The organism is Arthrobacter sp. KBS0702, assembly GCF_005937985.2.
Taxonomy (GTDB): Bacteria; Actinomycetota; Actinomycetes; order Actinomycetales; family Micrococcaceae; genus Arthrobacter.
In genome coordinates this window covers 2,469,621-2,489,757 of sequence record NZ_CP042172.1, presented here as the reverse complement: position 1 = coordinate 2,489,757, position 20,137 = coordinate 2,469,621, and the positions used below count along the sequence as shown (strand labels likewise).

Below are 20,137 nucleotides of genomic sequence, written 5' to 3'. Positions count from 1 at the left end.
CCAAGAAAATTGCCCACCGGATGCCCGCAGCCCGGTGCCCGTTGCCCGGCAACCCGCGGTCCCCGGCGTCAGTCCGGGCCTGGCTTGCCCCCAGCCTATAGTTTCGCGCGCCCGCCGCAAGCACCCGGGCCAGTTCGGGGGGTCCAGCAAGGCCCGCAGTTGCGGGTGCAAGCGGCCGGGTCGCGGCACGACGTGCGGCCGCGCGCGCCATGCCGGGGACTGCCGGAATACGACAAAGCCATTTCAATAGGGGAATATGTAATGTATGAAGGCACGGATTTTGGTAGTGGACGATGACGAGGCGCTGGCCGAGATGATCGGTATTGTGCTGCGCAACGACGGCTTCGACCCCGTCTTTTGCGCGGACGGCGGGCAGGCGCTCGAGGTCTTCCGCTCCTCCAAGCCGGACCTCGTACTGCTGGACCTGATGCTTCCGGGCATGGACGGCATCGAAGTGTGCCGCCAGATCCGCTCCGAGTCTGATGTCCCGATTGTCATGCTGACGGCAAAGTCGGACACGTCCGACGTGGTGCGCGGCCTCGAGTCGGGTGCCGACGACTACGTTCCCAAACCGTTCAAGCCGGCCGAACTTGTGGCGCGGGTCCGGGCGCGGCTGCGTCCCGGCGACCAGAAAGCCCCCGAGACACTGCGCATCGCGGACGTAACCATCGACGTCGCCGGCCACGTCGTCAGCCGCAACAGCGAGCGGATTTCGCTGACCCCGCTGGAATTCGACCTGCTCGTCGCCCTGGCCCGCAAACCGTGGCAGGTCTTCACCCGTGAACTGCTGCTGGAACAGGTCTGGGGCTACCGGCACGCGGCGGACACCCGCCTGGTCAACGTCCACGTCCAGCGCCTGCGCTCCAAGATCGAACGCGATCCCGAAGCCCCTGAAGTTGTATTGACGGTCCGTGGTGTCGGCTACAAAGCAGGTTCCTGAGCCGGCGGACGGCCACCCGGGGCAAGCCCCGGAGCGTGCGTCAGCGCCGGAGACTACTGCTGCCCGGGCCGCCCCGGACAGCGAAAGCGCGGCCCCGCCGTCGCCGTCCCAGGGCCAGTCCGCGCTCTTCCGTGCCGGCATCTGGGCCCGCCGCGCCCGGATCGTCACCGCCAGGGTGGCGCGGCTGGTGCGCACCGGGGCGTCCAAGGTGTTGCCCGGGACCCGGTACCTGCTGCGCGCCCTGCACCGGCGCTGGCGGCGCTCGCTGCAGTTCCGCACCGTGCTGACCACCCTCCTGCTGGCGGTGGGCTCGTTCGCCGTCGTCGGCGCTTACCTCTCGAACCAGATCGCCAACAATCTCTTCCAGGAACGGCTGGCACAGGCGGAGTCCGAGACCCGCTACAACGTCAAGCAGGTCCAGGACACGTTCGACGGCGCGCAGGTCACCGACCAGTCGAGCGTCATCACCCTCGTCTACGACACCCTGAACGCCGTAGAAGGCCGCGGCTCGGTGATCCAGCGCCGCTATGTCTTCGAGGCCATGCCGGAACAGACGAAGCCGCGCAACCGCTGGGTCGAATCGCGGGCCTCCGACCAGCTCACCATCAGCGTGATCCCGCCCGAGCTGCGCAAGGCAGTGCAGGACTCCGGCAAGGACCAGTTCTGGGCCTCCACGGAGTTCCCCGTGGGCACCGAGGACCGCCCCGGCATCGCCGTCGGGAACAAGGTGACGTTCAACGGCACGGTCTACGAGCTCTACCTCATCTACGACCTGAACACCGCGCAGAAGACGCTCGATGAGATCCAGAACGTGCTGCTCGCTGGCGCCGCCGCCCTGGCGCTTATGGTCGGCGCCGTCGCCTGGTACGTCACCCGCAACGTGGTCAGCCCGGTCAGCCATGCCGCCCTCGTCTCCGAGAAGCTCGCTGCCGGCCAACTCCAGGAACGCATGGTGGTCAAGGGCGAGGACGAAGTGGCCCGGCTGGGCGCCTCCTTCAACCACATGGCCGCCAGCCTGCAGGAGCAGATCACGCAGCTGGCCACGCTGTCCCAGATGCAGCAGCGCTTTGTCTCCGACGTCTCGCACGAGCTCCGGACGCCGTTGACCACGGTGCGGATGGCCGCCGAGGTGCTGTACGACGCCCGCGACGATTTCGACCCGGTCAACAAGCGCTCCGCCGAGCTGCTGTACAACCAGGTGGAGCGCTTCCAGTCGCTGCTGGCCGATCTGCTGGAGATCTCCCGGTTCGACGCCGGCGTGGCCATGCTCGACGCCGAACCCACCGACATCGTCCAGCTCATCACCCACGTGATGGAGGGGGTGGCGCCGGTGGCTGCCGAATACGGGTCGGAGGTGACGCTCAATGCCCCCGAAGGCAGCATTGTCGTCGAAATGGATGACCGGCGGATCGACCGGATCCTGCGCAACCTGGTCCTGAACGCCCTGGAGCACGGGGAAGGCAAGCCGGTGAACATTTCCGTGGCCGCTAACGACACCGCCGTAGCCGTGGCCGTGCGGGACCGCGGAATCGGCATGACCTCCGCGGAAGCCGCCCGCGTCTTCGACCGGTTCTGGCGGGCCGACCCGGCCCGGGCCCGCACCACCGGCGGCAGCGGCCTGGGCCTCTCCATCGCGACCGAGGACACCAAGCTGCACAACGGCTGGCTGCAGGCCTGGGGCAAGAAGGGGAGCGGTTCCAACTTCCGCCTCACGCTGCCGCTGCGCCAGGGCGAAGCGATCGCAAAATCCCCGCTCCAGCTCGAACCTGCCGACGTCGGAATGACCAGCGGCCCGGGCAAGCAGATGATGCTGCTGCTGGACGCGGCCGTCACCGTGCCCCGCCCGGCCGGCGGCCCCAACGGGGCAGCCGGATTCAACGGAACGGGATCCAAGGGAACAGGGGAACAGCCATGAGAGGTGCCCGAACGCTCACCGGCCTCGCCGCGGCACTGCTGGCGCTGGTCCTCGTGATGCTGACGTCCTGCGCGCAGATCCCGCGCTCCGGCCCGGTGGGCAAGAGCACCGACGAGAGTGCCGGGAAACCGAACAACGCCCCGGTCTTCTTCCCCGTGGCTCCGCGGGCCGGCGCCGGCCCGGAATCGGTGATCGAGGACTTCTACCTCGCGGGCAGCGGCTACGAGGACGACTACGCCGTGGCGCGGCAGTACCTCACGCAGGCCGCCTCGGTGAAATGGAAGCCGGACCAGCGGGTGCTGGTGTTCCGCTCCGCCCGCGTGGTGGGCACCGCCGTCGAAAACGTCTTCAACTACGAGCTTGACCTGGCCTACTCGGTCGACGCCGACGGCATCGCCACGCAACTGCCCGAAGGCTCCAAGGAACGCATTCCCGCGACCCTGACCAAGGTCGACGGTGAGTGGAGGATCGCCCAAATCCCGGACGGCACGGCCATCCCCGAGGAGACCTTCAAGGTAATTTACGGTTCCTACCCCATCTACTTCTACGACCCCACGTTCACCTATGCGGTCCCGGATGTGCGCTGGTTCATCAAGAAGAAGACCGTCAAGGCGATGACCAGCGCCCTGCTCGGCGGCCCCGCCCCCTATCTGAAGGGCGCCGTCGTCAGCGCGTTCCCCTCGGGCATGAAGCTGGCGCGCGAGTCGGTTCCCGTGGTCTCCGGGGCGGCCCAGGTGGACCTCTCGGCCAAGGACCTCGTGGAGGCCTCCAACGAAGACCGGCTGCGGATGCAGACCCAGCTGGCCCTGACCTTCCGCAGCCAGCCCGACGTGATCAACGTGGAGCTGCGGGCGAACCAGGACCTGGTGCGGGTCGAGGACAACGGCTCCGTGTTGCCGCCCGTGCGGGACAAGGACGTGCCCGCGCGCCAGATAGCGGTCAGCAACAATGACCTGGTCCGCCTTGAGAACAACAAGGTCGGCCCTCTTCCGGACATCCAGTCCGTGAGCGCGCTGTCCCCGCGGCTGCCGGCTGAATCCCCGGTCTCCCAGACCGCGGCCTTCCTCAACCCCGGACGCACCACGCTGTATTCGATCGTCCCGGGCCAGCCCGCGCGAACGCTCACCACGAGGGCCAGCCTGTCCCGGCCGTCTTTCGACCGGTACGACTGGCTTTGGGCCGCCGGCCCGGGCGGCAACGGGGCCACCGAGGTTTTGGCCTACCGGCCGGCGGGGATCGCCGAAGGCGCGAACGTCCCCGGCGTGACCCTCACCCCGGCCTGGCTGGCCGGACGGAAGGTCAAGGAGTTCCGGATTTCCCGCGAAGGCACGCGGGCGCTGGTGATCTCGGAGCTCAACGGTAAGACCAGTGTCCAGATCACCGGGATCATCCGCACCGGCGACGGCACGCCGCGGGACCTCACCGCACCGATCACCCTCCAGACGGCCCACGACCCCGACCAGGGCGTCTGGGTCAACGACACCACGGTTGCCGTGATGAAGGGGTCCGCGAGCGAGAACGTCACTCCGGAACTGGTGTCCCTGACCTCCTCGGCGCCGCAGCCGCTGGCGCCCTGGCCGGGCCTTACCGCGCTGAGCGCGGGCAACGGACCGGCCGAGATTTTCGGCCAGTCAGCCGAAGGCATCTTCCAGCGGCTCGGCAACGGCTGGTCACCGCAGATCAAGGGCGTGATCGATCCGTCCTTCGTGGGCTGACCCGGTCCGCCGCCGCGTCGACATGGCGGCTGGCAACATAGCGGCTGTCCACATAGCGGCGGGGCGGGCTTCCGCGCCGGCACCCCTGCGGCCAGCCTTGAGGAGTGACCATACAACGATCTGGCCTCCACCCTGACCTCGCTCCGCCGACGGCTCCGCGGCACCGCGGGGGCTACCGCCGCTGGCCGGCGCGGGTCGGTGACCTGGCAGCCGCAGCCGCCGCGGAACTCCTGGCGCTCGCGGTCCCGGTGGAATGCGTCTGCTGTGGCGCCGAGGACAGGACCCTGTGCGCCGCCTGCGCCCGCCGGGTCCGGCTGCTCACCCGCCGGCCGTTCCGGGCCGAGGGGAGGGCACCGGCCCTGGTGGACATGGACGGCTCGGTCCTGCTCCCGGTCGTGGCTGCCGGCGTCTACCGGAGCGAGCTGGCGCAGACCGTGCTGTCTTTCAAGCGGCGCGGCCAGCGGCAGCTGGGCGAGGAGCTGGCCAGGGCACTAGCCCGGGCCATCGGCGCCGCGGTGGCCCCCGCGGACGGAGTCCTGCTGGTCCCGGTCCCCACCAGCGGCACGGCCTTTCGACGCCGGGGCTTCAGCCCCGTGCATGTGCTCCTCCACAGGGCCCGGCGAACCCCCGCCCTGGAAGGCGCCGCCGTCGCCGACGTGCTCCGCAAGACCAAGCCCGCGGCGACCGGTCTACGGACGGCCGGGGCCGCCATCCGGGCGACTGGCCCGCCAGGCTGGCCCGGCGGGCAGAAGGGCCTGGGCCGCGCGGCCCGGGCCGGGCGGGTACGCGGCTCCATGCGGGTCGTGGCCGGTTTCCGTCCGCCGGGGCTCGCCGGGCGGCCCTGTGTTGTCGTGGACGATGTGCTCACCACGGGTGCGACCCTGGCCGAAGCGGCCCGCGCCTTGCGCGCCGCGGGGGGCGTTGTCCGGGGCGCGGTGGTGCTCGCGGCGACACGCCCGCCGGCCCGGGAAGACTTTGCCGCGGCAATCCCCGCACTGGCGCGGAACACCGGGGATGAGGAAAAAAATAAACCAAAAAAGGATGAATAACAGGGGCCCATGAACTAACGTCGAAGATGGGTACCAAGAACAGATGTACCTGTCGATAGCGGCTCGGAAAGGGGCTCGACTGTCAGTCAGATCAGCCCCCGGACGTGCCGCCGTCGTGTCACCGAAGTCATTTGGAGGGCACCATGGAGTTCATGATCAGCGGTCGTAATTTGACGGTTTCGGACCGGTTCCGCGAATACGCCGACGAAAAGATCTCAAAGATCGCGTCACTGGGGGACAAGGTCCAGAGGGTGGACGCAAAGGTTTCCAAGGAGACCAAAGCCCGTCAGACCGCAGAACTGCTCACGGTTGAGCTGACCGTCCTGGGGCGAGGCCCCGTGATCCGTGCCGAAGCGAGCGCCGCAGACAAATTCGCCGCCTTCGATCTGGCCTACAACAAGCTTCTTGAACGGCTGCGCCGGGCCAAGGACCGCAAGAAGGTCCACCACGGCCGGCACACACCGAAGTCCGTCACCGAGGCGACGGCAACCCTGGAACCCGCCAGTACCCAGGAACCCATTTACGAGGAGGCGAGCCATCCGCCGCAGGCCCGGCCGGAGGAGAAGTCGCCCTACGAGGTGGAGAACGACATACCGGCTGGGGACTCGCCGGTTTTGATCCGGCGGAAAGTCTTTCCCGCGGCCTCCCTCTCGCTCGACGACGCCGTCGACAACATGGAGCTCGTGGGCCACGACTTCTACCTGTTCGTGGACAAGGACACGAAGGCCCCGTCGGTCGTCTACCGCCGTGAAGGCTGGACCTACGGCGTGATCAGCCTGGACCAGACCTGCGAGCCGGGCGAGGCTCCGTTGGAAGAGAAGATCATCGCTTATCGTTCAGAGGATGAGCCCGCCAGCGCCTAAAGCTGGCGACCATCCAACGAAGGGAATGATGTGCACGCATCGCTGAGCCTCAAGCAGGCGCGGCGGATCGCACTGGCAGCCCAGGGATTGGACAAGGTCCGGCCCGCCGCACCCGTGAGCGCACGGGCGGTGGGCCGTACCTTTGCCCGCCTGCACCTGGTCCAGATCGATTCCGTCAACGTGCTCTCGCGCAGCCACTACCTGCCGTTCTTCTCCAGGCTGGGGAACTACGACCGGTCCATCCTGCACCGCATGGCGGGGACACACCCCCGCCGGATGATGGAGTACTGGGCCCATGAGGCCAGTTTTATCCGGCCCGAGCATTTCCGGGACCTCGTCCAGTGGCAAAGCCGCAAGTGGGTCGGCGCGCACGACATGGACCCGGAGCTGCGCAGCGAGGTGGCGCAGCGGGTGCTGGCCGCACTGAGCGCGGGCCGGCCGCTGACCGCAGCCGAACTAACGGCCAGGCTGGGCCATATCGAGGACCGGTCGAAGGACAACTGGGGGTGGAACTGGAACGCGGTCAAGCGGGTCCTGGAACACCTCTTTGAAGAAGGGCTCGTCTCGGCCGCGTCCCGGACGGAATCCTTTGAACGCCGCTATACGCTGACCGCCAGGATTCTGGCCGCCGCGCCGCCGGCGGGCCAGACGGTGCCCGGGGCGGCGGCGCCTGGTGAGGCAGGTGCGCCGGATGCCGCGGTGCCGGGTGATGCCGCGGCCGCCATGGTCCGGCTGATCGACGCCGCGGCGCAGGCCCACGGGATCGGCACCCTGCGGTGCTTCGCGGATTACTTCAGGACCCCGCAGCGCGCCGCCGCCATCGCGGTGGAGCAGCTCGTGGACGCCGGCCGGCTGGAGCCGGTCACCGTGGCAGGCTGGAACAGGCCGCTCTACCGCCACGCCGACGCCGTGCTGCCGCGCGCCGCCACCGGCCGTGCGCTGCTGAGCCCGTTCGATTCCCTGGTCTTCGAACGCCGCAGGCTGGAGGAACTCTTCGGCTTCCACTACCGGATCGAGATCTATACCCCCGAAGCCAAACGCCGCTACGGCTACTACGTGCTGCCGTTGCTGCTCCGCGACGGGATCGTGGCCCGCGTCGACCTGAAGGCGGACCGCGCAAGCGGCAGCCTGCTCGCCCGGGCCAGCCACGCCGAGGCCGGCGCGCCCGCCGACACCGCCGTCGAACTCGCCGAAGAACTGCAGCTCATGGCAGAGTGGTTGGAGCTGGACCGGATCGTAGTCGCCCCCGTGGGGGACCTGGCGCCCGCCCTCGGGCAGGCCGTGGCCGGCCTGCATCCGCTCTGAGGGAACAGGCGCGTTCCGCCCTGCGTCTCTCCCGTAGACTAAACACGCCGGAATTCGGCAGCTTGAGACTGGGAGCAATTTCACGTGGCATCACTTATTGAAAAACTTCTCCGCACGGGTGACAAAAAGACCCTGCGGCAACTGCGGAACTATGCCGATTCCATCAATGCCCTGGAAAGCTCCTTCCAGACCTTCACCGACGCCGAACTGCGTGAAGAGACGGACCGGCTGCGTGCCCGCCACGGCGACGGCGAGAAGCTGGACGACCTGCTGCCCGAGGCTTTCGCGGCCGTCCGCGAAGCCTCCTCGCGCACCCTCGGGATGCGCCACTTCGACGTCCAGTTGATGGGCGGCGCCGCCCTGCACCTGGGCAACATCGCCGAAATGAAGACCGGTGAAGGCAAGACCCTGGTGGCCACCGCTCCGGCCTACCTCAATGCGCTCGCAGGCAAGGGCGTGCACGTCATCACCGTGAACGACTACCTCGCCGAATACCAGTCGGACCTGATGGGCCGCGTCTACCGCTTCCTGGGCCTGAGCAGCGGCTGCATCCTGTCCAACCAGGACCCGGCCGTCCGCCGCGAACAGTACGCCTCGGACATCACCTACGGCACCAACAACGAATTCGGCTTCGACTACCTGCGCGACAACATGGCGTGGGACAAGTCCGAGCTGGTCCAGCGCGGCCACCACTTCGCCATCGTCGATGAAGTCGACTCCATCCTGATCGATGAAGCCCGCACCCCGCTGATCATCTCCGGCCCGGCTCAGGGCGACACCAACCGCTGGTACAGCGAATTCGCCAAGGTGGTGCTTCGGCTGCAGCCGGACACCGACTACGAAGTCGATGAGAAGAAGCGCACCGTCGGTGTCCTCGAGGCCGGCATTGAAAAGGTCGAGGACTACCTCGGCATCCACAACCTCTACGAGTCCGCCAACACCCCGCTGATCGGCTTCCTAAACAACGCCATCAAGGCCAAGGAACTCTTCAAGCGGGACAAGGACTACGTCATCCTCGACGGCGAAGTGCTGATCGTGGACGAGCACACCGGCCGCATCCTGGCCGGCCGGCGCTACAACGAGGGCATGCACCAGGCGATCGAAGCCAAAGAAGGCGTCGAGATCAAGGCCGAGAACCAGACCCTCGCCACGGTCACCCTGCAGAACTACTTCCGCATGTACGACAAGCTCGCAGGCATGACCGGCACCGCCGAAACCGAAGCGGCCGAATTCATGAGCACCTACAAGCTCGGCGTCGTCGCGATCCCCACCAACCGGGACATGCAGCGCATCGACCAGCCGGACCTCGTCTACAAGAACGAGGCCGTCAAGTTCGACGCCGTGGTCCGGGACATCGCCGAGCGGCACGAAAAGGGCCAGCCGGTCCTGGTCGGCACCACCAGCGTGGAAAAGAGCGAGTACCTGTCCCGGCTGCTGGCCAAGGAAGGCATCCGCCACGAGGTCCTGAACGCCAAGAACCACGCCCGTGAAGCGTCCATCGTGGCGCAGGCCGGGCGCAAGGGAGCCGTGACAGTCGCGACCAACATGGCCGGCCGCGGTACCGACATCATGCTCGGCGGCAACGCCGAATTCACCGCCGTCGCCGAACTGGCCAAGCGCGGACTGGACCCGGAGGAAAACTCCGAGGAATACGAAGCCGCGTGGCCCGCCGCGTTCGAGGCCGCCAAGCAGTCCGTCAAGGATGAGCACGAGGAAGTCCTGAACCTCGGCGGCCTCTATGTGCTTGGCACCGAGCGGCACGAGTCCCGCCGGATCGACAACCAGCTGCGCGGCCGCTCCGGGCGCCAGGGCGACCCGGGCGAATCCCGCTTCTACCTGTCGCTGACCGATGACCTGATGCGGCTGTTCAACTCCGGCGCTGCCGAGCGGCTCATGAACAGCTCGGTGCCCGACGACGTCGCCCTCGAATCGAAGCTCGTGTCACGCGCCATCGCCTCGGCCCAGGGCCAGGTGGAGGGCCGCAACGCCGAACAGCGCAAGAACGTCCTGAAGTACGACGACGTCCTGAACCGCCAGCGCGAAGCCATCTACGGGGACCGCCGCCGCATCCTCGAGGGCGATGACCTGCACGAAAAGGTCCAGTACTTCCTCGAGGACACGATCACCGCGTTTATCGACGAGGCCACGGCCGAGGGTACGGGCGACGACTGGGACTTCAACCTGCTGTGGTCCAACCTGAAGACCTTGTACCCGGTCAGCTTCACCCCCCGCGACGTGATCGACGAGGCCGGCGGCAAGTCGCGGATTACCGTCGACTTCCTCAAGGAAGAGATCCTCTCCGATGCCCGCCTGGTCTACCAGGCCCGCGAGGAGCTGATCGGCTCCGAGAGCATGCGCGAACTCGAACGGCGTGTGGTCCTCTCCGTGATCGGCCGCAAATGGCAGGAACACCTCTACGAGATGGACTACCTCAAGGAGGGCATCGGCCTGCGGGCGATGGCCCAGCGCGATCCCCTGGTCGAGTACCAGCGCGAGGGTTTCATCATGTTCCAGGCCATGATGGAGGCAATCCGGGAGGAGAGCGTCGGCTTCCTGTTCAACCTGGACGTCGAGGTGACCCCGGCGCAGGACGTTGTGGTGGCCGACGCCGAGGGCCAGCACACGGAACACCGCGACCTGGAGGTCCATGCTGCCGGCCTGGAAGCTCCGGAGAAGCCTGCCCAGCTGCAGTACACGGCACCCGGCGAGGACGGGGCGGCCCAGACCCGCGTCGAGACGAAATCCTCCGGACGCTCCGGCAACCCGGCGAAGGCGGCGCAGGAGTCGCCGCGCCGCGCCAGCAAGAAGAAGCGCCGCTAGGAGAAACCCGCCGCAGACGGCATCAGGCAAGCAGAAGTGCAGGGCCGGAACGAAAGTTCCGGCCCTGCACTTCTTAACGCGTCCTCCTTTCCCGTTCGGGCTGTGGGACTCAGCCGATCTCAAGCACGGTGACCCGCCACACCAGCCGGCTCCGCTCCAGCCGCAGCGCGACGGCACGGACGCGCAATTCATCCGACACCACGGCGCTGGCCTCGTAGACGTCCCCGGACACCCGGCACGCGCGGACCGAGCGGACAGCCGGATTCCGGTGCAGCCGGCCCGCCGTCGGTGAGGTGCCCGAGGCGACCCTGCGCGTCAGTGCGGCCCGGTGCTGCAGCGCGGCCAGGCAGCGCTCATCAAGCCGGCGGGCGAGCTGCTGGGCGGGCCGGGTGCCGGCGAGGACTTCGATGGCAGCCTGCACGGTGGAGCGGGAAATGGCGCACACCTCGCGGTGCTCATCTACCAGCCGCAGGACCGGCGCAGGGCCGCGGGCCGCGGGGCGGAGCCCGACGCGGTGATCCGGCGGTGCCGGTGGGAGGGGAACCGCGTTGCCTGTGCGGATGCCGGTGAGGGGGCTCATGGGGATTCCTTTGCTGTCGTCGGGCGGGTGTGCGGTTGGAGTGGTTCACAGATTGGCGGGCAGCCTGAGGACCTGCCCGGGAAGCAACAGTCCGGGATCGCCCCCGATGACGTCGCGGTTGGCCTGGTACAACCGGGGCCACGCCAGGGCGATGTCGACGTCGGATGCCAGCGGACCCAGCTCCGCCGCGCAGATGCTCCACAGCGAATCCCCGGCCCGGACAGTCACCTCCGGAGTGCCTGCCGCCGGTCCTTGCGCGGGCACCTGTAACGGCGGCTGGCCTGGATCCAGCGGCCGCAGCTGCCGGGCCGCGAAGGTGTACGGATCCACCGGCGGCGGAACCGGCATCCAGTGCGGGTCGAGGCCAAGGCTGGCCGGACCGGAGGAAGGTGTAGCGGGCTCCGGGACCGGGGCGCCGGTGGGCACCCAGGCCGCGGCCGCGGCGGGGGGATCCATGCCCGGTCCGGCGGCAACCGGGGCCGCGTGGGCCAACGGTGCCGTCACGAGCTGAAGTCCGACGGCGGCCAGCGCCAGCCGGCGCATAAACGCGGGGCTGAATTTCCCGGCTGCCGCGGCGGCCCGCAGGCGGCCGCAGTGTTCGAGCAGCGCGGCCGCGAAGGCGATGAGGAAGGACAGGGCCCACCAGACGACCACGATCAAGCCGACGGTGTTGGCGGCGACGCCGATGTGGTCCTCGAACGAGAGGGACTGGCGCCGCGCCGCGGAGGCATTGAGCCGCTGCACGAGCCCGGCACCCGTCCCGGCCAGGAAGCCTCCCAGAAGCAGGATGACGGACGCCATGGCCGCGTCGGCGCCCAGACCGCGCCCGGGGACGACGCCGGAAGAATCCTTGCTAGCCACAACCGCCTCCTTCGCGGGACCGGGCCCGCTCATTGTGCCGCTCATTGCCGGATAGAACTTTGATATCGTTTGATCAAGTTTGATGCGATTAAGCAAAGTTTGGTCCCGCAAGATGAAGTTTGTCTAGGGGGGGGCTGAAGGCTGTGGATTGACCGCCGTCGGGGGGCCGCCTACGCTGGCGCCATGCGGTGGGATGCCCTGTTTGCAGACCTGGAGGCGCAGCTTGCCGCCGGCGAACGCCTGGACCTGGATACGGAAATCGACGAGCGGGCGCGCGTGGACGCGGCGGCGGTCGAACTGGCGGACCGGCTGCGCGGTTCGGTGGGGCTTCGGATCGGCGTCCATCTCGGTTCGGGAACGGTCTACGAAGGGGCGCTGAGTCACGTCGGCAGCCAGTGGCTGGTCCTGAATGAGGAGCGGCACCAGGTCCTGATTCCCTATGCCTCGGCCGCCCGGTACTCGGGGCTGTCCAGACTGGCGGTGGCCGCGGGGCCGGCAGTCCGGCAGCGTCTTGGCCTAGCCAGTGCGCTGCGCGGGCTGGCCCGGGACCGCGCCAGCCTGACGGTGCTGGTGTCCCGGGCAACTGCGGGGGAGTCCGTGCTGCACGGGGTGATTGACAGGGTCGGACGCGATTTCCTTGACCTGGCCATTACCCGGCCCGGCGAGGAGCGACGCGCGGCAAACGTCAGCGGTGCGGCCACCATTCCGTTTGGCGCCCTGGCCGCGCTGCGGTCGGTCCGCGTCGCCGGCCAGCCGGGCTAGCGCCTGCGGGCGGGACGCGGGGCGCTGGCCCGCGCGGACTCAGCTGCCCTTGGCCTTGGCCTCGTCGATCATGCGGCTTGCTTCGGCGTAGCGCTCCTGGATGTACTGCTCAAGCATGGTCTCCTCGACCCGCCACTGGCCGCGGCCGCCCACCTGGATGGCCTTCAGCTGTCCGCTGCGGACCAGGGCATAGGCGGCGGGCGAGTTGATCTGGAGCTGCTCGGCAACGTCCGCGAGGGTCAGGAATCGGGGCATGGCACCATTTTGCCACCGGTGGCGCGGTTTGGGACCGTTATCCACAGTTTGCTGCGGTTTGCCCCGGGATCTTCCCGCCGGGCCGTCAATTCGTGAGAATAAGGGTGTCCGGCGCCAGGAGCCCGGGCTGCGACTACAGGGGGAGCAGGACGCATGAGTGAGAGCACGGTGGCCGGCGGCGCCAGGTTAAAACGGCCTTCGTGGAAGGATCCCCGACTCCTCGTCGGCATCCTGCTCGTCCTGGCTTCCGTCGCTGGTGTCGTCTCGCTCGTGGCGGCGGCCGACCAGACTACGGAAGCCTATGCGGCCAGCAGTCCGATTGCGGTCGGCGAGAAGCTGACCACGGACAAGCTGCACCTGGTCAAGGTCCGCCTGGGCGACGTCGAACAGCAGTACCTCACCCCGGAGTCCGGCGTTCCCGGCGGCCTGGTCGCCGTCCAGCGCATCGGCAAGGACCAGCTGCTCCCGCGCGAAAGCCTTGGCCGGCCGGAAGCCCTGGACCGCAAACCGGTCGCGGTCACGATCGACGAAGCCCTGCCTCCACAGGCGGTGGCCGGCTCACGGGTGGACGTCTGGGTGGCCCTGCCGGACGCGCGCAACGGATTCAGCGAACCCACCCTGCTGCTCCCGGGGGCCGAGATCGCCCAGCTCACCCCGGGCAGCACCGCCCTCGGAGCGCAGCGCTCCACCGTCGTCATGGTCCTCGTCCCGGACGGGCAGATGCCGAAACTCCTCGGGGCGCAGGCCAACAAGGCGAAGATCTCGGTGGTCTGGAATCCGGGCGGCGCACCCTGATGGGCATCCCGGTGGTGACCGTGGGACGGACCCTGGACGACCTGGTCGGCGGGCTGGAGCGGCTGCACGGGCCGGTGTCGGTGGTCCGGCGTTGTGCTGAACTCGCCGAACTGCTCGCAGCGTGCCAGACGGGGCTGGCGCGGGCCGCCGTCGTCGCGGACGGCAGCGGGGAACTGACCGCCTCGCTCGTGGACCGCCTGTCTGCCGTGGGCGTCGCCGTGGTGGCCCTGAGCGACAGCCCGGAGGAAACGGCCAGGCTGCAGGGGATCGGCGTGACCGTGGAGGGGTCCGCGGTGGAGGCCGAGGCGCTCGCCGCCCTGATCGCCGGCGCCGTGGCACAGATCTCGACGCCGGGGCCCGGCCCGGCGGCCAGCGCCTTCGCTGACCATGCCACGGCGTTCCGCCCCCCGGACGGCAGGCCCGGCACTGCGCCCGGTGCCGCGTCCGGTGCCGGCGCCGCACAGGGCCGGCCGGGGGAGCCGGGCACGGGTCGCATCATCGCCGTCTGGGGCCCTGCCGGCGCGCCGGGCCGGACCCTGGTGGCCGCCAACATCGCCGGGGAACTGGCGGCCGAGGGCAAATCGGTGCTGCTGGTCGACGCCGACAGCTACGGGGCGAGCGTGGCTGCCGTGCTGGGACTGCTGGACGAGGCGGCCGGGCTCGCTCAGGCCTGCCGGCTGGCGGACCAGGGTGTGCTCGACGGCCCGGCCCTGCTTCGGATCGCTGCGCCGGTGGCAACCCGCGCCGGATCGTTCCGCGTCCTCACCGGCATCACCCGCGCCGACCGCTGGACCGAACTTCGGGCCGCGGCACTCTCGCTGGTCTACCAGCGGGCCCGGGAGGTCGCCGAGGTCACGGTGATCGACGTGGGCTTCTGCCTGGAAGCCGACGAGGAGCTCAGCTTCGATTCGATGGCGCCGCGCCGGAACGCCGCCACCCTGCGGAGCCTGGAACTGGCCGACACCGTCTATGCCGTCGGCGCCGCCGACCCGGTGGGAGTGCCGCGGCTGGTCCGCGCCCTGGCCGAACTCGACGCCGCCGTTCCGCAAGCGTCGCCGCGCGTCGTGCTGAACAAGGTGAGGGCCTCCGCCGTCGGACGCCTGCCGGAGCGCCAGCTCCGCGACGCCTGGTCACGTTACGGCCCCGCGACACCGCTGGAAGCGTTCCTCCCGGCCGATCCGGCGGCCTGCGACGCCGCCCTCCTGGCCGGCTCGCTGCTGCTCGAAAGTGCCCCCGACTCGGCCCTCCGCAAGGCCCTCGCTGCTCTGGTTTGTGCACCTGTCCAGCGAAATCGCAAATCCTCTGTTCTTTCTTCCACAGCAAAGCGGCGGGCGAAAGACTAGGCTCGCCATGAGGGCTGCAACGGTGCGGCCATGAACTTTTTGATGGAGGCGTTTGTCGATGTCGTCTGGGTCCAGCGTGGAGGATCAACCCGTTTCGATCGGTGCCGGTGAAGGGTACTTCGGGGACTACTACGAACATCTCGCCGAGGAGGATGCACGCGCCTACGGCGAGGACGTCCTGACCGCGCGGTCGCAGGCGCACCTGGCCACGGCCGCCACCCGGCAGCCCGGCGTGGCGAACATTGTGATCGCCGACGAGGCCGAGTCCAGCGTCGTTTACATCGTCACGGACGACATGCCGTTCCTGGTGGACTCCGTCAACGCCGAGCTCGTCCGGCAGAAGTCCCCGATCCATCTTGTGATCCACCCCCTCTTTGTCGTGACCCGCAACCGCGACAGCGGCAACCTGGTCAAGGTCGCACGGGTTCCCTCGCACCTGGGCATCTCCAGCGGCGACACGGCGGCGATGCCCAACCTGTCGCACCTGATCGCCCAGGGCGACAACGCCTCGCACATGGAATCGTGGATCGCGGTCGAAATCGACCGGGTCGACGACGCCAAACGCCAGCAGCTGATCGAAGGCCTCTCCCGCGTGCTGGGCGACGTCCGGGCGGCGGTCGAGGACTGGCCCAAGATGCGCCACAAGGCCCATGAGGTCTCCGACGATCTTGACCACCTGGCCAACGCCGCACAGATCGCCGAAATCCGCCAGGCGCAGGACCTGCTGCGCTGGCTCGACGACGGGAACTTCACCTTTCTCGGCTACCGCGAATACGACCTGCGGAACGAATCCGGCGAGGACGTGCTGGAACTCCGGGAAGACAGCGGCCTCGGCCTGCTGCGCGACGGCGGCGACACCCGCCACCAGATCCAGCACCTGACCGAGACGGGCCGCAAGAAGGCGCGCGAAAAGAGCGCCCTGGTCATCACCAAGGCCAACTCCCGCTCCACGGTGCACCGCTCTGCATACCTGGACTACATCGGCGTCAAGAGCTTCGACGCCGCCGGCAACGTCAACGGCGAACGGCGCTTCATCGGCCTGTTCGCCACCACCGCCTACGCCGCCTCGGTCAGGGACATCCCGGTGGTGCGCGAGAAGGTCGATGCCGTGCTGCGCGACGCAGGGTTCCCGCCCGACTCCCACTCCGGCAAGGACCTGCTCGGCATCCTAGAGACGTACCCGCGGGATGAGCTCTTTCAGATCGAAATCCCCGACCTGGCCGCCATTGCCACCGGCATTCAGCGGCTGCAGGAACGCCGCCGGACCCGGCTGTTCCTCCGCCCGGATATCTACGGCCGCTTCATGTCCGCGCTCGTCTACCTGCCCCGCGACCGGTACACCACCAACGTGCGGCTGCGCATCGAGCAGGAACTGCGGGAGACCTTCAACGCGGTCTCGATCGACTATGAGGCGCGGATGACCGAATCCGCCCTCGCCCGGCTCTTCTTCCGGATCCGGCTGCCCAAGGACGCCGACGTCAGCCACGTCAACAGCGACGAGCTGGAGAAGCGCCTGGTCCGGGCGGCCCGGTCCTGGAGCGAAGGCATCGCCGAGGTGCTCCGCGCCCGGGCTGGCGCCGACGGCGAGAACGGCGCCAAGGAACTCGCCGCCGAGTGGGCCGAAGCGTTCCCCGCCAGCTACCGCGTGGACTACGAAGTCGAGGACGCCCTCGAGGACATTGCACGCTTCGAGAAGTACGGCGCAGCCGCCGAGCGTGCCGGCGAGGGCCTCGCGGAGCGCCCCGGCGTGCACGTCTACCTGCCCGAGGGCGCCGGCGCCACGCTGGAGGAAGACGCCCGCGTCAAGCTGTACATGCTCGAGCCCAAGAGCCTGAGCCAGATCCTGCCGTACTTCCATAACCTCGGCCTCGAGGTCCTGGACGAACGCCCCTTCGAGATCGAGACCGCCGGGCACCGCGACTTCTTCCTCTACGACCTCGGCCTGAAGTACCCGGCCGGGGTGGACCCGGTCAGCACCGGCGACCTGCTGGGCGAGTCGTTCGGCGCGGCCGTCTCCGGCGTGGTGGAATCGGACAGCTTCGACCGGCTGGTGCTCCGTGAGGGCATGCCCTGGCGCCAGGTGGTCGTGCTCCGCGCCTACGCCAAGTACATGCGCCAGATGGGCAACACCAACTCCTTCGAGTTCATGGCGGACACGCTGCTGGCGAACCCGGACGTGACCCGCGGGCTGAACGCGCTCTTCGCCGCCCGCTTCGACCCCGCGCTGCCCGCCGCGGAACGCGAACAGCGCCAGGACAGCGTCCGCGCCAGCCTGGACACCGCGATCGAACAGGTCGCCACGCTCGACGCCGACCGGGTGCTGCGCACCTTCAAGAACCTGATCCAGGCCACGCTCCGGACCAACTTCTACCAGAACAAGACGCACGTCAGCTTCAAGCTGGATCCCTCCGGCATCGACGGCCTGCCGTTCCCGCGGCCCATGTTCGAGATCTGGGTATACTCGCCCCGGGTCGAGGGCGTGCACCTGCGCTTCGGCAAGGTGGCCCGCGGCGGGCTCCGCTGGTCGGACCGCCGGGAGGATTTCCGTACCGAAATCCTGGGCCTGGTCAAGGCGCAGACCGTCAAGAACGCCGTGATCGTGCCCACCGGCGCCAAGGGCGGCTTCTACGCCAAGCAGCTTCCGGATCCCGCGGCGGACCGCGCCGCCTGGATGGCCGAGGGCGTGGAGAGCTACAAGACGTTCATCCGCGGCCTGCTCGACATCACCGACAACCTCGTCACCACGCCGGAAGGCGAAACCCTGGTGCCGCCCGCCGACGTCGTCCGGCACGACGACGACGATTCCTACCTCGTCGTCGCGGCGGACAAGGGAACGGCCTCGTTCTCCGACATCGCCAACGGCCTCGCCGCCGAATACGGCTTCTGGCTCGGCGACGCGTTCGCCTCCGGCGGCTCCGTCGGCTACGACCACAAGGCCATGGGCATCACCGCCCGCGGCGCGTGGGAATCCGTCAAACGCCACTTCAGCGAGCTGGACCTGGACACCCAGGCCGAGCCGTTCACCGTCGTCGGCGTCGGCGACATGTCCGGGGACGTCTTCGGCAATGGCATGCTGCTCTCGCGGCACATCCGCCTGCTCGCAGCCTTCGACCACCGGCACATCTTCCTGGATCCGAACCCCGATGAGGCGGCCTCCTTCGCGGAGCGTCAGCGGCTCTTCGAACTGCCGCGCTCTTCGTGGGACGACTACAACAAGTCGCTGATCAGTGAAGGCGGCGGAGTGTTCCCCCGCCAGGCCAAGTCCATTCCGGTGTCCACGCAGGTCCAGGCCGCCCTCGGCCTGCCGGAGGGGACCACCCGGCTCAGCCCGCCGGAACTGCTCCGTGCGATCCTGCTGGCCCCCGCCGACCTGCTCTACAACGGCGGCATCGGCACCTACGTCAAGGCATCCACCGAGACCAACGCCCAGGTCGGTGACAAGGCCAACGATGCCATCCGCGTCGACGGTAGGGAGCTGCGCGTGAAAGTGGTCGGCGAAGGCGGAAACCTCGGCATGACCCAGCGCGGGCGTATCGAGGCCGCGCTGCAGGGCGTCATCCTCAACACGGACGCCATCGACAACTCGGCAGGCGTGGACTGCTCCGACCACGAGGTCAACATCAAGATCTTCGTGGACCGGATGGTGGCCGCCGGCAAACTGGAGCCGGCCGAACGCGCCGAGTTCCTCTCCTCGATGACCGAGGAAGTCGGCCGCCTGGTGCTCGAGGACAACATCGACCAGAACATCCTGCTGCTCAACGACCGGATGCGGGTTTCCGAATGGAGCCCCAGCTACGAGCGGCTGATGGACTGGCTGGAGAAATCCGCCGACCTCAAGCGCGAGCTGGAGGCGCTGCCGACCACCGAGACCCTGCGCGAGCGCCTCGAGCAGGGCCAGGGCCTGACCTCGCCGGAGCTCTCCGTGCTGGCCGCCTACGCCAAGATCGAACTCGCCTCCGCGCTGCGCGACAGCGATCTCGCGGAGGATCCGTGGTTCCGCGAGACCCTGCGCGCCTACTTCCCGAAGCAGCTGCGGGAACGTTTCGACGCCGAACTGGACAGCCACCCGCTGCGCCGGGAGATCATCGCGACAGTGGTCGCGAACGACATGATCAACATGGGCGGCATCACCTTCGCATTCCGCGCCATGGAGGAGACGTCGGCCGCAGAGGCTGCCGTCGCCAAGGCGTTCGTGGCCCTCCGCGAGGTCTACGAACTCGACATCATGGTTGCCGAGCTCAACGAGCTGCCGGCGTCGTTCCCGACCGAACACTGGAGCACGGTCCACCTGGACATCCGCCGGCTGCTGGACCGGGCGGTGCGGTGGATCCTGAGCCAGGGCAACGCCGCGCGGCCGATCGCCGAGATCGTGGCCGAATTCAAGCCGCTGATGGACCCGATGCGGGCACGGCTGCTGGACTACCTGCGCGGCGATGACCGCGAGCGGGTGGCCCAGTGGCTCGAGAAAGCCCGGAGCTGGGAGCTGCCCGAGGACCTGGCGCACCGCTGGGCGGAGCTGTTCGAGAGCTTCGTGCTGCTGGACATCGCCAAGATTGTGCATGTCAGCCCCGAGCCGGTGGAGAACATCGCGCACGTCTACTACACGGTCTTCAACCGGTTCCACGCCGATTCGCTGCTCGAACGCATCACGAAGCTGCCGAGGAGGGACCGCTGGCAGGCCCTGGCACGCGCGGCCCTGCGCGACGACCTGTACTCGACCGTCTCTGACATGACGACGGCGGTCCTGGAGGCGACGCCGGCGGATATGCCCGCGGAGGAACGGCTGGTGGCCTGGGAAAGCCAGAACGTCGAGCAGCTGGGCCGGGCCAAGAGCATGTTTGACGAGGTGAACGCGCTCGAGGCCGATGACATGGCCTCACTCTCGGTAGCATTGAGGCTCTTGAGGTCAATCGTTCGACGCTAGGGTCTGCCGG

The 20,137-nt window shown here is 68.5% G+C and carries 14 protein-coding genes and 1 pseudogene; 12 read left to right on the top strand and 3 right to left on the bottom strand.

The window, feature by feature from the left end; genetic code table 11:
- Window positions 1-265 precede the first annotated feature (265 nt).
- The 7 genes from mtrA (at window position 266) to secA (ending at window position 10,607) form a co-directional block, all read left to right on the top strand.
- Complete coding sequence (mtrA, locus tag FFF93_RS11405; RefSeq protein WP_138768811.1) at window positions 266-940, top strand: MtrAB system response regulator MtrA; 675 nt, start codon at window positions 266-268, stop codon at window positions 938-940.
- A complete protein-coding gene (gene mtrB / locus FFF93_RS11400) occupies window positions 912-2,855 on the top strand; it encodes an MtrAB system histidine kinase MtrB (RefSeq protein ID WP_261375087.1) in 1,944 nt (647 codons plus the stop codon). The genes mtrA and mtrB overlap by 29 nt, the downstream gene beginning before the upstream one ends.
- Complete coding sequence (locus FFF93_RS11395) at window positions 2,852-4,570, top strand: LpqB family beta-propeller domain-containing protein (RefSeq protein ID WP_138768812.1); 1,719 nt, start codon at window positions 2,852-2,854, stop codon at window positions 4,568-4,570. The genes mtrB and FFF93_RS11395 overlap by 4 nt, the downstream gene beginning before the upstream one ends.
- A gap of 104 nt (window positions 4,571-4,674) precedes the next feature.
- Window positions 4,675-5,619, top strand: coding sequence for a ComF family protein (locus FFF93_RS11390; protein WP_138768813.1), 945 nt, complete (start codon window positions 4,675-4,677; stop codon window positions 5,617-5,619).
- Window positions 5,620-5,762: 143 nt separating this feature from the next.
- Complete coding sequence (hpf, locus tag FFF93_RS11385; protein WP_138768814.1) at window positions 5,763-6,482, top strand: ribosome hibernation-promoting factor, HPF/YfiA family; 720 nt, start codon at window positions 5,763-5,765, stop codon at window positions 6,480-6,482.
- 30 nt (window positions 6,483-6,512) lie between these two features.
- Window positions 6,513-7,787 (top strand): winged helix-turn-helix domain-containing protein, encoded by a 1,275-nt coding sequence (locus tag FFF93_RS11380; protein WP_138768815.1) that lies wholly within the window; start codon window positions 6,513-6,515, stop codon window positions 7,785-7,787.
- Window positions 7,788-7,871: 84 nt separating this feature from the next.
- Window positions 7,872-10,607, top strand: coding sequence for a preprotein translocase subunit SecA (gene secA / locus FFF93_RS11375; RefSeq protein ID WP_138768816.1), 2,736 nt, complete (start codon window positions 7,872-7,874; stop codon window positions 10,605-10,607).
- A gap of 109 nt (window positions 10,608-10,716) precedes the next feature.
- Here the strand turns inward: secA and FFF93_RS11370 are convergent, their stop codons facing one another.
- Both FFF93_RS11370 and FFF93_RS11365 read right to left on the bottom strand, forming a co-directional pair.
- Entirely contained in the window at window positions 10,717-11,187 is a 471-nt protein-coding gene (locus FFF93_RS11370) for an Rv3235 family protein (protein ID WP_138768817.1), read from the bottom strand.
- A gap of 45 nt (window positions 11,188-11,232) precedes the next feature.
- Window positions 11,233-12,048: a LysM peptidoglycan-binding domain-containing protein gene (locus FFF93_RS11365; RefSeq protein WP_186372148.1), complete on the bottom strand. Its 816-nt coding sequence runs from the start codon at window positions 12,046-12,048 to the stop codon at window positions 11,233-11,235.
- Window positions 12,049-12,231: 183 nt separating this feature from the next.
- On the opposite strand from FFF93_RS11365, the gene FFF93_RS11360 reads away from it, so the two are divergent.
- Window positions 12,232-12,810, top strand: a complete 579-nt coding sequence (locus FFF93_RS11360) for a hypothetical protein (RefSeq protein ID WP_138768819.1) — start codon at window positions 12,232-12,234, stop codon at window positions 12,808-12,810.
- A 39-nt stretch (window positions 12,811-12,849) separates the two neighbouring features.
- Here FFF93_RS11360 and FFF93_RS11355 read toward each other — a convergent pair whose 3' ends face one another.
- A complete protein-coding gene (locus FFF93_RS11355; RefSeq protein ID WP_138768820.1) occupies window positions 12,850-13,065 on the bottom strand; it encodes a helix-turn-helix domain-containing protein in 216 nt (71 codons plus the stop codon).
- Between the two features lie 153 nt (window positions 13,066-13,218).
- On the opposite strand from FFF93_RS11355, the gene FFF93_RS11350 reads away from it, so the two are divergent.
- The 4 genes and pseudogenes from FFF93_RS11350 (at window position 13,219) to FFF93_RS11340 (ending at window position 20,127) form a co-directional block, all read left to right on the top strand.
- Entirely contained in the window at window positions 13,219-13,860 is a 642-nt protein-coding gene (locus FFF93_RS11350; protein ID WP_138768821.1) for a hypothetical protein, read from the top strand.
- On the top strand, window positions 13,860-15,203 hold the full coding sequence (locus tag FFF93_RS11345; protein ID WP_138768822.1) for a P-loop NTPase: 1,344 nt from the start codon (window positions 13,860-13,862) through the stop codon (window positions 15,201-15,203). The genes FFF93_RS11350 and FFF93_RS11345 overlap by 1 nt, the downstream gene beginning before the upstream one ends.
- Window positions 15,204-15,261: 58 nt before the next feature.
- Window positions 15,262-15,723 (top strand): annotated as a pseudogene (locus FFF93_RS17250) (hypothetical protein); the annotation flags it as partial.
- 564 nt (window positions 15,724-16,287) lie between these two features.
- Window positions 16,288-20,127, top strand: coding sequence for an NAD-glutamate dehydrogenase (locus FFF93_RS11340; protein ID WP_395858438.1), 3,840 nt, complete (start codon window positions 16,288-16,290; stop codon window positions 20,125-20,127).
- The last annotated feature ends 10 nt before the right edge of the window (window positions 20,128-20,137 follow it).

What these genes read in the sequence shown, in the direction of transcription:
- FFF93_RS11395 (WP_138768812.1), top strand. Translation starts at nt 2,852, where the DNA reads ATGAGAGGTGCCCGAACGCTCACCGGCCTCGCCGCGGCACTGCTGGCG.
- FFF93_RS11350 (WP_138768821.1), top strand. Translation starts at nt 13,219, where the DNA reads ATGAGTGAGAGCACGGTGGCCGGCGGCGCCAGGTTAAAACGGCCTTCG.
- FFF93_RS11370 (WP_138768817.1), bottom strand. Translation starts at nt 11,187, where the DNA reads ATGAGCCCCCTCACCGGCATCCGCACAGGCAACGCGGTTCCCCTCCCA.
- hpf (WP_138768814.1), top strand. Translation starts at nt 5,763, where the DNA reads ATGGAGTTCATGATCAGCGGTCGTAATTTGACGGTTTCGGACCGGTTC.
- mtrA (WP_138768811.1), top strand. Translation starts at nt 266, where the DNA reads ATGAAGGCACGGATTTTGGTAGTGGACGATGACGAGGCGCTGGCCGAG.
- FFF93_RS11345 (WP_138768822.1), top strand. Translation starts at nt 13,860, where the DNA reads ATGGGCATCCCGGTGGTGACCGTGGGACGGACCCTGGACGACCTGGTC.
- FFF93_RS11360 (WP_138768819.1), top strand. Translation starts at nt 12,232, where the DNA reads ATGCGGTGGGATGCCCTGTTTGCAGACCTGGAGGCGCAGCTTGCCGCC.
- FFF93_RS11355 (WP_138768820.1), bottom strand. Translation starts at nt 13,065, where the DNA reads ATGCCCCGATTCCTGACCCTCGCGGACGTTGCCGAGCAGCTCCAGATC.